Annotated in this window: 11 protein-coding genes; 1 reads left to right on the top strand and 10 read right to left on the bottom strand. The window is 65.5% G+C overall.

The window, feature by feature from the left end; genetic code table 11:
- Positions 1-176 precede the first annotated feature (176 nt).
- The 10 genes from ACQR2C_RS30040 to cobS all read right to left on the bottom strand — a co-directional run bounded on the left by ACQR2C_RS30040 (position 177) and on the right by cobS (position 13,007).
- Positions 177-1,787: an ABC transporter ATP-binding protein gene (locus ACQR2C_RS30040; protein WP_434882738.1), complete on the bottom strand. Its 1,611-nt coding sequence runs from the start codon at positions 1,785-1,787 to the stop codon at positions 177-179.
- A 131-nt stretch (positions 1,788-1,918) separates the two neighbouring features.
- Positions 1,919-2,758 (bottom strand): ABC transporter permease, encoded by an 840-nt coding sequence (locus tag ACQR2C_RS30035; RefSeq protein ID WP_434882737.1) that lies wholly within the window; start codon positions 2,756-2,758, stop codon positions 1,919-1,921.
- Positions 2,755-3,726: an ABC transporter permease gene (locus tag ACQR2C_RS30030; protein WP_315800580.1), complete on the bottom strand. Its 972-nt coding sequence runs from the start codon at positions 3,724-3,726 to the stop codon at positions 2,755-2,757. Before ACQR2C_RS30030 ends, ACQR2C_RS30035 begins: the two co-directional genes overlap by 4 nt.
- A gap of 80 nt (positions 3,727-3,806) precedes the next feature.
- The gene (locus ACQR2C_RS30025) at positions 3,807-5,354 is read right to left on the bottom strand and encodes an ABC transporter substrate-binding protein (protein ID WP_315800581.1); all 1,548 of its coding nucleotides are present in this window, start codon (positions 5,352-5,354) and stop codon (positions 3,807-3,809) included.
- 311 nt (positions 5,355-5,665) lie between these two features.
- Positions 5,666-6,091, bottom strand: a complete 426-nt coding sequence (locus ACQR2C_RS30020) for a hypothetical protein (RefSeq protein ID WP_315800582.1) — start codon at positions 6,089-6,091, stop codon at positions 5,666-5,668.
- A gap of 196 nt (positions 6,092-6,287) precedes the next feature.
- Complete coding sequence (locus ACQR2C_RS30015; protein WP_316182913.1) at positions 6,288-7,388, bottom strand: LLM class flavin-dependent oxidoreductase; 1,101 nt, start codon at positions 7,386-7,388, stop codon at positions 6,288-6,290.
- Between the two features lie 217 nt (positions 7,389-7,605).
- Positions 7,606-8,718: an NADH:flavin oxidoreductase/NADH oxidase gene (locus ACQR2C_RS30010; RefSeq protein ID WP_434882736.1), complete on the bottom strand. Its 1,113-nt coding sequence runs from the start codon at positions 8,716-8,718 to the stop codon at positions 7,606-7,608.
- A gap of 103 nt (positions 8,719-8,821) precedes the next feature.
- Entirely contained in the window at positions 8,822-9,898 is a 1,077-nt protein-coding gene (locus tag ACQR2C_RS30005; RefSeq protein WP_434882735.1) for an esterase-like activity of phytase family protein, read from the bottom strand.
- Between the two features lie 64 nt (positions 9,899-9,962).
- The gene (gene cobT / locus ACQR2C_RS30000) at positions 9,963-11,864 is read right to left on the bottom strand and encodes a cobaltochelatase subunit CobT (RefSeq protein WP_315800586.1); all 1,902 of its coding nucleotides are present in this window, start codon (positions 11,862-11,864) and stop codon (positions 9,963-9,965) included.
- A gap of 144 nt (positions 11,865-12,008) precedes the next feature.
- Entirely contained in the window at positions 12,009-13,007 is a 999-nt protein-coding gene (gene cobS, locus ACQR2C_RS29995) for a cobaltochelatase subunit CobS (protein WP_315800587.1), read from the bottom strand.
- Positions 13,008-13,303: 296 nt separating this feature from the next.
- Here cobS and ACQR2C_RS29990 point away from each other — a divergent pair, with 296 nt between their 5' ends.
- Positions 13,304-13,960, top strand: a complete 657-nt coding sequence (locus ACQR2C_RS29990; RefSeq protein ID WP_315800588.1) for a DedA family protein — start codon at positions 13,304-13,306, stop codon at positions 13,958-13,960.

The raw sequence follows: 13,960 nt of genomic DNA, 5'->3' as shown, positions 1-13,960 counted from the left end.
AGAGGGAGCACGAGCCCGCTGTCTTGGCGCGGACCAGCTAGGGCGACCACCCTGCGGCCTCATCGGGGTCCAATGCTATTATAATCCAAATACGCCGAAGATGTTGCAAGTAATTGAACCCGGCCCGGCACGATGCGATGCGCCATGGTTCCGACCGGCGGTCGGTTTACGCACAATCACGCCATTCCGTGCTTGCGGCCGGGAACGGCAGCGAGCAGCTCGCGAGTATAGGCGTGTTCGGGATTGGCGAACAGCGCGGCGGTCGGCTTCAGCTCGACGATCTCGCCCTTCTGCATGACGGCGATCCGATCGCAGATCTGCGCGGCCACCCGCAGGTCATGCGTGATGAACAGCATCGACAGACCAAGGCGCGCCTTCAAATCTTCCAGCAGCCGCAGCACCTGCGCCTGGACGGACACGTCGAGCGCCGACACCGCTTCGTCCGCGACGATGATCTCCGGATCGAGCGCGAGCGCGCGCGCGATGCCGATGCGCTGACGCTGGCCGCCGGAGAATTCGTGCGGATAGCGGCCGATGGCGCCGGCGTCGAGCCCGACCATGCCGAGCAGCTCCTGGGCGCGCTTCAGCGCGGCATCGAGCGGCGTGCCGCGCGCGACCATGCCGTCGGCGATGATGCGGCCGACCTTGCGGCGCGGGTTGAGCGAGGCGAACGGATCCTGGAAGATCATTTGGATGCGATGACGCTGCGCACGCAAGGCGCCGCCCTCCAGCGCCGTGAGATCGACGTCGCCGATCCGCACCGTGCCGCGATCCGCCTCGATCAGCCGCATCACGAGACGCGCGACGGACGACTTTCCCGAGCCGGACTCGCCGACGAGGCCGAGCGTCTCGCCCTGATGGATCGCGAAATTGACCGCATGCGCAGCGCGCGTCTCGCGCTTCGGGCGGAACCAGCCGGTCGGCGTCACATAGGTCTTGTCGAGGCCGATCACCTCCACCGCCCGGGGAGCAGCCTCGCGTGATTGACGCGGCGGCGGGTCGAACGACGGCACGGCCGCGAGCAGCGCCTTGGTGTAGTCGTGCTGCGGCTGGCCGAGCACGGCGGCGGCCGAGCCCTCCTCCACCACCTTGCCATGGCGCAGCACAACGACCTGGTCAGCGATGTCGGCGACGACGCCGAAATCATGGGTGATGAACATCACCGCCATGTTGTGGCTGGCCTGCAGGTTGCGGATCAGCTTGAGGATCTGCGCCTGGGTCGTCACGTCGAGCGCGGTGGTCGGCTCGTCGGCGACCAGCACCGCCGGTTCGAGCGCCAGCGCCATTGCGATCATCGCGCGCTGGCGTTGGCCGCCGGAGAGCTGATGCGGATAGGCGCGGATGATCCGCTCGGGATCGGGCAGCCCGACCTCGCGCACCAGCGCCAGCGCCTTGGCGCGGCGCTCGCGGGGGCTCAGCAGATCATGCGCCTCGAACACCTCCATCAGTTGGTCACCGATGCGCATCAAGGGATTGAGCGCGGTCATCGGCTCCTGGAACACCATGGCGATGCGGCGACCGCGCAGATCGCGCCAGCCGTCCTCATCGACGGCAAGCAGGTCGTGCCCTTCGAAGCGGATCTCGCCGCTCTCGACGTTCACCGTATCGGGCAGCAGCCCGAGCAGCGCGTGCGCGCACATCGACTTGCCCGAGCCGGATTCGCCGACCACGCAGACGATCCTGCCGGCGGTGAGATCGAACGAGACGCCGTCGACCGCGTGGGTGCGCTCGGCGCCTTTGGGCAAGGCGATGCGCAGGTTCCTGATGGCAACGACAGAGTCAACCATGGCTCACCGCCACAGCGTCGTAGGGTGGGCAAAGCGAAGCGTGCCCACCATCGGCAGATGAGGTAGAAAAATCGGTGGGCACGGCGCGGTGCGCCTTTGCCCACCCTGCGGACTCATGGTCGATCATGGCCTCACCTGCCCTCGCGCGACAGGCGCGGGTTGAGGGCATCGTTCAGGCCCTCGCCGATCAAATTGAGGCCGAGCACCGACAGCAGGATCGCGACGCCGGGAAACACCGTGATCCACCACGCCTGGCGAATGACGGTGCGGCCGTCGCCGACCATGTAGCCCCAGGAGATCAGGTTGGGATCGCCGAGCCCGAGGAACGACAGCGAGGATTCCAGCAGGATCGCGGTCGCGACCATCAGCGAGGCCAGCACGATGACAGGCGACAGCGCGTTGGGCAGGATCTCGCGCCAGATGATCCAGGCATTGCTCTGGCCGGTGACGACCGCAGCCTGGACATATTCGCGGGTGCGCAGGCTCAGCACCTCGCCGCGGACGAGACGCGCCACCGGTGGCCAGCTGACGAGGCCGATCGCGGCGACGATCGAATAGATCGAGGGCTGCAGGATCGCCACCAGCACGATCGCGAGCGCGAAGCTCGGGATGGTCTGGAAGAACTCGGTGAAGCGCATCAGCGCGTCGTCGACACGGCCGCCGAAATAGCCGGCGATGGCGCCGAGCGGCACGCCGACGATCAGCGCCACCAGCGTCGAGACCAGCCCGACCAGCAGCGAGACGCGAGCCCCGAAGATCAGGCCGGCCAGCACGTCGCGCCCGAGCGCGTCGGTACCGAGCGGGACCCTGGACAGCGTGAACGGCGGAACGAACGGCCGCTGTACCATGCGCCACGGCGAGTTCGGGAAGTAGAGCGGTCCGGCGACCGCGATCACGATCGCGAGCACGAGAATGATCAGCCCGATGACGCCGCTCGGGCTGCGCAGCATGGTGCGCCAGAACTGCCTCATGAGGCGTACTCGATGCGCGGATCGACCAGACGGTAGACGAGGTCGGTGACGAGGTTGAAGATCAGCACCATGGCCGAGGACACCACGAACACGCCGAGCAGGAGATTGTAGTCGCGCTGGATCAGCGCGTCGTACATCAGCCGGCCGATGCCCGGCCATGCGAACACCGTCTCCGTCAAGACCGCGCCGCCGACCAGCGTGCCGGCATGGACGCCAGCCAGGGTCACCACCGGCAGCAGCGCGTTGCGCAGCACGTGGCGGCGCAGGATGACGCCGTCGCGCAGCCCCTTGGCGCGCGCGGTCTTGACGAAATCGAGCCGCTTGACCTCGAGCATGGAAGCGCGGGTCATGCGGGTGTAGGTCGCCATGAAGAACAGCCCGAGCGTCGCAGCCGGCATGGCGAGATGCGCGGCGACGTCGAGCGCGTGGCGGACTCCCGTATAGCCGGCACCGATCGTCTCATAGCCGAAGCTCGGCAGCCAATCGACCCAGACCGAGAACAACAGGATCGCGATCAGCGCGATCCAGAACAGCGGCGTTGCGTAGAAGATCAGCGCGAGCACCGTGATCGCGGTGTCGAGGATGGTGCCGGCGAAGCGCGCGGCGAGCACACCGAACAGGATGCCGAGACCGAGCGAGATCGCGAACGCCGTCAGCGTCAGCAGCAGCGTCGCCGGCAGCCGCTCGGCGATCAGCCTGGCGACCGGCGCCTGCTGGCGGAACGAGAAGCCGAGATCGAGGCTGGCGATGCCCTTGACGTAGATCAGCAGCTGCTCCGGCAGCGGACGGTCGAGGCCGAACTTCTCGCGCAACTGCGCCACGAAGATCTGGTCGGAGGCGCCGGCCTCGCCGGCCATGACCACGGCCGGATCGCCCGGCGCCAGCCGGATCAGGAAGAAATTCAGCACGATGATGGCGAGAAGGACGATGATGCCTTTCACGACGCGCTGAGCGATGAAGGAGAGCATGAAAGGTCCGTGAAGGTCAGCTCGGGAGGACAGCGAAGCACCGGAGCGCGGGGATCATGGCCGCGCCCCGGAGTGCACCGCTATTTGTCGAGCCAAGCGTCGCGGAAGCCGTCGTTGACGCCGATGCCGGTGGTGATCAGGTTCTTCACCTTGCACTTGGTGATGGTCGGGAACTGGAGCTCGAGCAGCCAGGCCACGGGCACGTCCTCAGCCAAGATCTTCTGCACCTTGTCATAGGCTTCCTTGCGCTTGGCGTCGGTCGGCGCCGTCGCGCCCTCGGCGAACAGCTTGTCCACTTCCGGATTGGAATAGCCTTCGACATTGTTGAACAACTGGCCCTTGGCGATCGCCGAGGTGATGTAGTTGCGGGACACGCCGAGCGCGGGATCGCCGTACTGATAGAGATAGGTGAAGGCGATGTCGTAGTCCCACTCCATGATCTTCTGGTTGCCGCCGGGCACGTCGGTCGCGATCGTCTCGATGTTCATGCCGACATCCTGCAGGTTCTGCTTCACCGCCTCGCCCCAGCGCTGCCAGGTCTCGCCATAGGCGAGCGGCAGCATGCGGATCTTCTCGCCCTTGTAGCCGGCTTCCTTCAAGAGCGCCTTGGCCTTGGCCGGATCGTACGGATATTTCGGCACGTCATCGGAATAGAACTTGATGGTCGAGGCCGACGGACCGGTCGCCACCTTGCCGAGGCCGTTCCAGATCACGTCCTTGGCGAAGTCGCGGTCGATGGCATACATGATCGCCTGCCGCACCTTCTTGTTGGCCAGGATCGGATGCCGGTTGTTGAGCCACATCCAGGCCAGCGGCGAGAAGAACTCCCAGCCGGCACCGGTGACGCAGGCGCCCGGCAGCTTGGAGACGCGCGGCACGTCGAAATTCTCGATCGAGCCGCCCGGCAGCACATCGACCTTGCCGGTCTCGAAGGCCACCGCGCGCGCCGCGGCGTCGGGAATGATCTGCCAGTAGACCTCGTCGAGATAGGGCTTGCCCTTCTCATGGTAGTTCGGATTTTTCACCATCCGGATGAAGGAGCCCTTCTGCCATTCCTTGAACATGAAAGGGCCGGTGCCGATCGGCGCGTTGTTGTTCGGATTGGTCTTGTAGTCGGTGCCTTCATACAGGTGCTTCGGCACCATCGGCATCGAGCCGACCTCGAAAATACCGATGAAGGGACCGAACGGCTCCTTCAGCGTGAACACCACCGTGAGATCGTCCGGCGCCTCGACCTTCTCGACGATTGCGAGGTTGTTGCGGGCGCGCGCATGCGTCTGCTTCAGCATCTCGATCGAGAACAGCACGTCGGCCGACGTGAACGGCTTGCCGTCGTGCCAGGTCACGCCAGGCTTGAGCTTGAAGGTGTAGACCTTGGCATCCGGGCTGATCGTCCAACTTTCGGCGAGGCCGGGCAGCGGCTCGAGCTTGGGGCTGTAGCGCAGCAGGCCCTCAAAGATGTTGCCGGCGACCATCTGCGTCGGGCCGTTCTGGACCATCGCCAGCATCAGGCCCGGCGGCTCGGGCTGAATGACGGCATTGACCACGCCGCCGACCTTCGGCTCCTCCGCTTGCGCCGCGGACAGTCCGCAGCCAATGACCACACCCAGCAGCACCCGTTTCAACATGATGAACTTCCCAAATGTCCTTGCCGCCTGCAATGCATCAAGCGCGCCAACGCGCGCGGAATCGCCATGCGGCGTTTTGATGCTGCGCTTGCTCTGGGCGCATGGACGCCGGCTTTGTCGCGACCCCGCGCCGAAATGCAGCCTGATCATTTGCCGGATCACCGGCCGGCAAGTTGGCTCGCCGACGGTGCCGTCGCTGCTCAGTATCAGCTAGTTCCGCAGAGCAGAACTCAACGAGGAGCCTATGCGCCACCTGTTCGCCGCAAGATGAAACTCGCGACAGCGTCAGCCCAAAAATTGAACAGGGAAAATCAGCGCCGCAGACGCGCGATCGCGCCGGCAACGATCTGCATGATCACGCCGATGATCCAGCCGACCATGATCAGCGACGTCCAGACGATGTGCGGATCTTCGCGCAGGATGATGATGGCAACGGCGAAGAACGCCGTGAGGGTTGCGAGGAAGGTCCCGACGGCGCTCAGAAATTCGGCCGTGTCGATCTTCGTCTCCGTCGGCGAGTTCTCGTCATGAGGATGAAAAGGCAGTTGCGGCGTGTCGATGCCGAGATAGAAGCCCAGCGCCCCAGACAGCATCATCACGATCAGGAAGCCCTGCGTGGTCAGCAACGGAACGCTGGAGCCGACATGGGCCCCGACGAAGACGCCGCAGGCGGCGCCTGCCAGAGCCAGACCCGAGCGTTCGAGGATATGGGCAAACTTCCTGACGCGAAACCGCATGACCTGCCCCCAGATGTCAGACCCGCCACGCGCATGCAGCGGATTCGACGCCTGGATCCGTCCTAACGGCAAGACCGTCACCCAAACGTCAAATCTGAAGCTGCACTCGCGCGAAAATTTTAGCCACATTTCTTTTGACGCCAGCATTGCCCCCGAAAGGGAGGGGGAATGCTGGCGCCAAGATACTAGGACGTTACTAGGCGGCCTTGGTCAGGCCGGCATTGAGGTGGCTCAATCTCGGCATCACCTCCTGCTTCAACAGGCGCAGCGAGTTGTGCCAGGCTTCCGGCTTGTGCTTGTAGTCGAAGCCGAACACGCACAGCGTCCCGAAGCCGCCGACCTCGTGCCAGATCTTCTCGATCTTCTCGGTCACCGTGGCCGGCGAGCCGACGATCCAGTTGCGCTTGGCGCAATAGTCCACCGTCACGTCGGAATCCGGCACCTCGGGTGAGTGCTTCAGATAGTCCTTGAAGCCGAAATGGCCGAGCAGTGGCAGGAAATATTCGCCCATCATCCGCCCCATCATGTCGCCGGAGGACAAGCGCCAGGCTTCCTCGTCGGTCTCGGCGACGAACACCTCGCGCACCAGCCGCCAGTCATTGCGGCTGGGCTTTCGCCCGGACTTGGCCGCGCCAGCCTCGACCGAGTCCCAGTGCGACGACACATAGGCCGGGTTGAGGTTGAGGCTCATCGGGATGAAGCCGCGCTCGCCGGCGAGCTTGAGCGTGTCGGAGTTCTTCGACAGGCCGGCGACGCCGATCGGCGGATGCGGCGCCTGCACCGGCTTGATGTGCGGCTTGAGGAAGTCGAACATCACGTCGGGCTTGGTCACCGTCCAGTATTTGCCCTTGTGCGTGAACGGTGCCGGCTCGGTCCACAGACGCAGGATGATCTCCAGCGCCTCGCGCGTCATCTCGCGGTTCTGGCCGCTCATGCCGTCGACGTTGAACATCGCCCAGTCGCTCGGCAGACCGGATGCGGCAATGCCGAAATTGAGCCGGCCGTCGGACAGATGATCCAGCATCGCAACGCGGTTGGCGAGCTCGGCCGGGTGATGATAGGGCAGAAGGAAGCCGCCCGGCCCAAGCCGGATGTTCTTCGTTTCACGGAAGGCCTGCGCCAGAATGAGATCGGGTGCCGGGTGCGGCTCCCAGGGCGCGGTGTGATGCTCGCCGATCCAGGCTTCCTGATAGCCGAGTTCGTCGAGCCACCGCAGGACCTGCAGGTCCCATTCCTGCCCCTCCTTCAATCCGCACTCCGGCGGATGCGAGGGCATCGTGAAGTATCCGATTTCCATGGCGCTTTCCTCTCGCGTTTGTATTGCGGCGCATCTTTGTGATGCGCTCATCGTCACGCGAGACGAAACACGACCAGACGAGTCGGCATCGCCGCACGTGGTCTGCGAAGTCTAGCACTTCGTCCGACAGCGACAATCGTCAGCCGTGTCGCGGGCGGAATGATGACCGCAGAATTTTGCAACGCTGGTGCGCAACATTGCGGTCATCAATTGCACGTCAGCGTGCGCCGAACGTCGTCTTGCCGAACAACTCCTTCTGCGTCGACGGCTGCGAGCGCCAATATTGCGGAGGTGCGGCGACCTGTCCGCCGAGCTCCGCTGCCGCGTGCCAGCCCCAGCGCGGGTCATAGAGCATGCCGCGGGCCAGCGCGACCATGTCGGCCTTGCCCGAGGCCACGATCTCCTCGGCCTGCTGCGCCTGCGTGATGAGACCGACCGCCATGGTCGGAAGCCCCGTCGCCTGTTTCACGGCCGCGGCAAACGGCACCTGGTAGCCGGGTCCGAGGGCGATCTTCTGCAACGGCGACACGCCGCCCGAGGAGACGTCGATCCAGTCGGCGCCGCGGCGCTTCAGCTCTTGCGCAAATATGATGGTCTGCTCGAGATCCCAGCCGCCGTCGACCCAGTCGGTGGCCGAGACACGCATGCCGACCGGCTTGTCCGCAGGCAAGACGGCGCGCACCGCATCGTAAACTTCGAGCGGAAAGCGCATGCGGTTCTCCAGAGACCCGCCATAGCTGTCGGTGCGCTGGTTGGCGATCGGCGACAGAAACTGATGCAACAGATAGCCATGCGCGCCGTGGTGCTCGATCGCGTCGATGCCGAGGCGCGACGCCCGTTGCGCTGCAGAAACGAACGCATCGCGAATGCGGGCCAGGCCCGCGAGATCGAGCGCCTCCGGCGCGAGCTCGCCCTCCTTGTGCGGCAAGGCCGATGGCGCGACCGTCTGCCATCCGCCGTCCGCGAGCGGAATCTGCTGTCCGCCATCCCACGGCTTGTGGCTGGAGCCCTTGCGGCCGGCATGGGCGAGCTGCATCGCAACCGCGGTCTTCGAATGTTTGCGAACCGAGGCCAGGATCGGCTTCAACGCAGCTTCCGTCACATCGTCCCACAGCCCGAGACAGCCGGGCGTGATGCGCCCGATCGGCTCGACATGCGTCGCCTCGATACAGAACATCGCCGCGCCCGACAGCGCCAGCGTGTTGATGTGGGTGAAGTGCCAGTCATTGGCCGCGCCATTCTCGGCCGAGTACTGGCACATCGGCGACACCATGATGCGGTTGGCGAGTTCGAGACTGCGCAGCTTGATCGGAGTGAACAGGGCGCTCATGCTGAGTTCCAGGTTGTGACGGTTGACGCGATGATCCGATGGCCGCGAGTGTCGATCATGGGCGAGCCGCGGTCAACGCGAGCCGCCGCAGCGGTATCGCTGCTCACTCCGTCAGCGTGAACTGCAGCAGCAGCGTGCGCTGGATCATCGAGAAGTTGTCGTCGGACACCAGCGTCAGCACGGTCTCGCCGTCCGGCGTGACATGCGCATCGATGCCCTCGAGATTGTCGATCTCCTGGCCGAGATCGGCGGAGAAGATCGCCGGACCATCGACCAGCGCGCCCGGCGCGATCTGCGCTAGCGTCAGCCGGCGGATTCGAATGCCGACCCCGTTGAACAGCGAGAACTTGCGTTCGAGCACCAGAAGATCACCGGACGGCAGCAGCACGGCATCACTGACGTCGAACTCGTTGCTACGGACGATGCTAAACTGTCCCGCGGCCGGTCCGCCGATCAGGAAGGCCAGCAGATTGCCGTTCGCGTCCAGACCGCGCTCGGACAGCGCGATCAGGGTGCCGGCGAGCGGCAGGCCCTTCGGCACGACCACCAACGCCTCCAGTCCCTTGTTGTGGGGCAGCCGTCTGGCGGCCGGCGGCAGCGGCACGATCTCGCCGCGCGCGCCGGTTCCACCCTTGGCGAAGTCGTAGCGCAGGAGCTGGTTGACGCGTTCGAGGCCGACATAGACGATGTCTCCATCGCGCGCGAGCGACTCGGAATCATACCAACCGCGATCGGTGATGGGCCGTCCGTCCGGACCAAGCAGCGGCGCCGCTTCGACGTCGGCGAGCCCCGCGATCTCGCGACCGGAATAGGCAATGCGGCCGGTGAACCAGCCGCCCTTGTCGCTGACCGCGAGGAAGCGTTCACCCTTGGCATCGAGCCGGATGCCGGACAGGCCACCGAAGCCGGGAAAAGACGAGGTCAGCGCCACGCCGCTGCGATATTGCAGCATCCCGAAGCGCAGATGCGTCCGATCACGGAGGTCGAACGAGGGCAGCGGTCGCGCGTTGACCTCGATCTTGACCGCCGATGTGACGGAGTGCTCGTCGATGGTGACGCGTCCGCGGACCGGCGCCGGCGCAAGCTGCGCGCGAGCCGTCCTGGACCATGCGAATGCCGACACTCCGCCGATGGTCAGCGCGAGAAAGCGCCTGCGGTCGGCAATCGCCTGCAGCGACATCGTCAGCGGAGCCCCCTCCCCCACCTCCTCCAAGACGGAGGAGACGCAGCCGGCCGACGGCCGCTTACGAATGCAGCCTGCGCTTTGGTCCCGGCGCAGGCTGCGGTGCCGCGTGGGTCTCCGTGAACAATTCGGCGAGCTTCTCGGTGATGGCGCCACCGAGCTCCTCGGCATCGACGATGGTCACCGCGCGACGGTAGTAGCGCGTGACGTCGTGGCCGATGCCGATCGCGATCAGCTCGACCGGCGAGCGGGTCTCGATCTCCTCAATGATGTGGCGCAGATGCCGCTCGAGATAGTTGCCGGGATTGACCGACAGCGTGGAGTCATCGACCGGCGCGCCGTCCGAGATCATCATCAGGATCTTGCGCTGCTCGGCACGCCCGAGCAGGCGCTTGTGCGCCCAGTCGAGCGCCTCGCCGTCGATGTTCTCTTTCAACAACCCTTCGCGCATCATCAGACCGAGATTCTTGCGCGCCCGCCGCCACGGCGCATCAGCCGATTTGTAGATGATGTGGCGGAGATCGTTGAGGCGGCCGGGATTGGCCGGCTTGCCGGCGGCAAGCCACGCCTCGCGCGACTGCCCGCCCTTCCAGGCGCGCGTCGTGAAGCCGAGGATCTCGACCTTGACGCCGCAGCGCTCCAGCGTGCGGGCGAGAATGTCGGCGCAGGTCGCGGCCACCGTGATCGGCCGGCCACGCATCGAGCCGGAATTGTCGAGCAGCAGGGTCACCACGGTGTCACGGAAGGTCGCTTCCTTCTCACGCATGAACGACAGCGGTTGATAGGGGTCGATGACCACGCGCGACAGCCGCGCCGGATCGAGGATGCCTTCCTCGAGATCGAACTCCCAGGCGCGGTTCTGCTGCGCCATCAGCCGGCGCTGCAGCCGGTTGGCGAGCCGCGCCACGATGCCCTGCAGATGTGCGAGCTGCTTGTCGAGATAGGAGCGCAGCCGCTCCAGCTCGTCATGGTCGCACAGGTCTTCCGCGGCAATGACCTCGTCGAACTTCGGCGCGAAGGCGTGATATTCCGGCCCGCGCGGCTCGTTGGCGCCGCCGCGGTTCGGACGCGTCGCCTCGCCCGGCGTCTCGTCGTCGCCGAGCTCGCCGTCATCGAGCGTGTCGGACGCCGAAGCCTGGGCGGCCTCCATCGCGCTCTCCGACATCTCGTCCGACGTCGTCTGCGCCTGGTCTGCGCTCATCTCCTGCGCGGCGTCGGATTCGGGCGAGCCCTCGGCGCCGGACTGGTCGTTGTCGCCGTCGCGGCTGTCGTCGTTGTCCTCGTCCTCTTCGGAATCGGCGTTGCGCTCGTCGCCGAGATCCAGCGCCGACAAGAGATCGTGCACGAGGTCGCCGAACTTCGCCTGATCCTCGGTGAAGCGGCCGAGCTCATCGAGACGCTGGCCGATCCTGTCCTCCAGGAACGGACGCCAGAGATCGACCACCTTGCGCGCCGCGTTCGGCGGCGCCATGCCAGTGAGGCGCTCACGCACCATCATGGCCAACGCATCCGACAGCGGTGCGTCGGCACGGTCGGTGATCTCGTCATATTTGCCGCGATGGAAGTGATCATCGAGCATCGCCGTGAGATTCTTGGCGACGCCGGCCATGCGTTTTGCACCGATCGCCTCGACACGCGCCTGCTCGACCGCCTCGAACACGCCACGCGCCTGCGGATTGCCCGGGATCAGCTTGCGATGGATTTTCGGATCGTGGCAGGCGAGCTTCAGCGCGATCGAGTCGGCATGGCCGCGCACGACGGCGGCGTCGCGCTTGGTCATCTTGCGCGCCGGCTCCGGCAGCCGGGCCTTGCCCGGCGCAAGGCCGGGACGCTCGGCCGCGAAGGAGACTTCGAGCTCAGGCGCCCTGGCGATCGCGCGCAGGCACCCCGTGACCGACCTCTTGAAAGGTTCGGTCGGTGCTTCCTTGACGCCAGGACGGGGCTTGTTGCTCGGTGTGGTCATCTGGTTCCTGCGGCTATCGTCCCGGCGAACGCCAGGCCCGATAACCACCGGCGTTCGTTTGTTCGCACTCGCTCTCCCGCATCACCCCACGAGAGAGGCCGCGGCGTATGGGTCCCGGCCCGAGGCCGGGACCACGCCGTTGTGTCAGCTCAGCGCCACGTTGATGGAGGATTCCGGCAGCTCCGCATTGAAGCAGCGCTGATAGAATTCGGCGACCAGCGGACGCTCGAGCTCGTCGCACTTGTTGAGGAACGTCACACGGAAGGCGAAGCCGATGTCACCGAAGATCTCGGCGTTCTCGGCCCAGGTGATCACCGTGCGCGGGCTCATCACCGTCGACAGATCGCCATTGGCGAAGGCGTTGCGCGTGAGGTCGGCGAGCCGCACCATCTTGTTCACGATGTCGCGTCCCTGCGCGTTCTGATAGTGCTTGGCCTTGGCCAGCACGATCTCGACCTCCTCGTCATGGGCGAGGTAGTTGAGCGTGGTGACGATCGACCAGCGGTCCATCTGGCCCTGGTTGATCTGCTGGGTGCCGTGATAGAGGCCCGAGGTGTCGCCAAGGCCGATCGTATTGGCGGTCGCGAACAGGCGGAATGCCGGGTGCGGCTTGATCACCTTGTTCTGGTCGAGCAGCGTCAGGCGGCCCGACACCTCCAACACGCGCTGGATCACGAACATCACGTCCGGACGGCCGGCGTCGTATTCGTCGAACACCAGCGCGACGTTGTGCTGCAGTGCCCAGGGCAGGATGCCGTCACGGAACTCGGTCACCTGCTTGCCGTCCTTGACCACGATCGCGTCCTTGCCGACGAGGTCGATACGGCTGATGTGGCTGTCGAGATTGACCCGCACGCACGGCCAGTTGAGCCGCGCCGCGACCTGCTCGATATGGGTCGACTTGCCCGTTCCATGGTAGCCGGTCACCATCACGCGGCGGTTCTTGGCGAAGCCGGCCAGGATCGCCAGCGTGGTGGCGCGGTCGAAGCGGTAATCGGCATCGACCTCGGGAACGTGCGGGTCGGTCGCTGAAAAAGCCGGCACCTCAAGGTCGCTGTCGATCCCGAACACCTGCCGCACCGACACCTTCATGTCGGGCACACCGGTCATCTCCTGCGCATTGGTCGTAGCGGCGGTCGTCATTCATCCTCCGAGGTCCCGGGCATTCCCGAAACCAGATTTCATGTTTGGCTGCGGTTGAAGGGCTTCGACGCCAGCCTAGCAGAGAGCACGCGCGGGCAGAAGCCTAAGCCTTGATCAAAGTTCCGTCGTTATATCATCGAGATAGGCATGGGTGGCCGTTTTCGGAAGGCTGCCCTGCGAATCGTGCCACCTTTTCGCCCACCGGCTCTTCCCAGGAATCTCGACGTGGCACCCGGGGCCGGGGTTCCTACTTATCGGGAAGTCCCCGCCCCACCCTCTCCACCAACAGGAACCGCGTGGCCCATCTGCTCGACCCACTCATTGCCTTTGTCTCAGCGCATGCGGGACTGGCCTATCTCACCCTGTTTCTGGCCGCCTTGCTGGAGGCGATCCCGATCGTGGGCTCGGTGATTCCGGGCACGACCATCATCCTGGCGCTGAGCGCGCTGATTCCGGGCGGCGAGCTGACCCTGCAATGGGTGCTGGCGGCGGCCGTCCTGGGCGCGGTGCTCGGGGACGGCGGGGCGTTCTGGGTCGGCCATCGCCGGCAGCGCGAGATCCTGGCGAACTGGCCATTCTCGAACTATCCGCGCCTGGTGGCGCAGAGCGAGGCCTTCTTCCACCGGTTCGGCACCCTGGCGATCTTCTTCGCCCGCTTTGTCGCGCCGATCCGAGCCGTCGTGCCGATCACGGCCGGCGCGCTCGACATCCCTCCGCTGCGCTTCTACGCCGTGAACATCCCAGCCATCGCGCTGTGGGCCTGCGCCCACGTCCTGCCCGGCGTCTTCGCGGTGCAGCTGTTGCACCGTTATGGCGGGATTCCGCATCATAGCCATATCGCCAAGTCCACCTGGATCATCGCGGCTGTCGCGGGCACGATCGTGGTCTGGCTGGTCCTCAGATTGGTGCGGAAGCGGCGCGAGTCTGAGCTCGCCGCTGGCGTCACGGATTAG

The sequence above is a fragment of the Bradyrhizobium sp. HKCCYLRH3061 genome (genome assembly GCF_051168015.1).
Taxonomy (GTDB): domain Bacteria; phylum Pseudomonadota; class Alphaproteobacteria; order Rhizobiales; family Xanthobacteraceae; genus Bradyrhizobium.
The sequence above is the reverse complement of the archived record's forward strand: the minus strand, read 5'-3'. Positions and strand labels throughout refer to the sequence as shown.

Bases quoted from the DNA above. Each gene is read 5' to 3' on its own strand.
- ACQR2C_RS30040 (WP_434882738.1), bottom strand. From the start codon at position 1,787: ATGGTTGACTCTGTCGTTGCCATCAGGAACCTGCGCATCGCCTTGCCC.
- ACQR2C_RS30035 (WP_434882737.1), bottom strand. From the start codon at position 2,758: ATGAGGCAGTTCTGGCGCACCATGCTGCGCAGCCCGAGCGGCGTCATC.
- ACQR2C_RS30030 (WP_315800580.1), bottom strand. From the start codon at position 3,726: ATGCTCTCCTTCATCGCTCAGCGCGTCGTGAAAGGCATCATCGTCCTT.
- ACQR2C_RS30025 (WP_315800581.1), bottom strand. From the start codon at position 5,354: ATGTTGAAACGGGTGCTGCTGGGTGTGGTCATTGGCTGCGGACTGTCC.
- ACQR2C_RS30020 (WP_315800582.1), bottom strand. From the start codon at position 6,091: ATGCGGTTTCGCGTCAGGAAGTTTGCCCATATCCTCGAACGCTCGGGT.
- ACQR2C_RS30015 (WP_316182913.1), bottom strand. From the start codon at position 7,388: ATGGAAATCGGATACTTCACGATGCCCTCGCATCCGCCGGAGTGCGGA.
- ACQR2C_RS30010 (WP_434882736.1), bottom strand. From the start codon at position 8,718: ATGAGCGCCCTGTTCACTCCGATCAAGCTGCGCAGTCTCGAACTCGCC.
- ACQR2C_RS30005 (WP_434882735.1), bottom strand. From the start codon at position 9,898: ATGTCGCTGCAGGCGATTGCCGACCGCAGGCGCTTTCTCGCGCTGACC.
- cobT (WP_315800586.1), bottom strand. From the start codon at position 11,864: ATGACCACACCGAGCAACAAGCCCCGTCCTGGCGTCAAGGAAGCACCG.
- cobS (WP_315800587.1), bottom strand. From the start codon at position 13,007: ATGACGACCGCCGCTACGACCAATGCGCAGGAGATGACCGGTGTGCCC.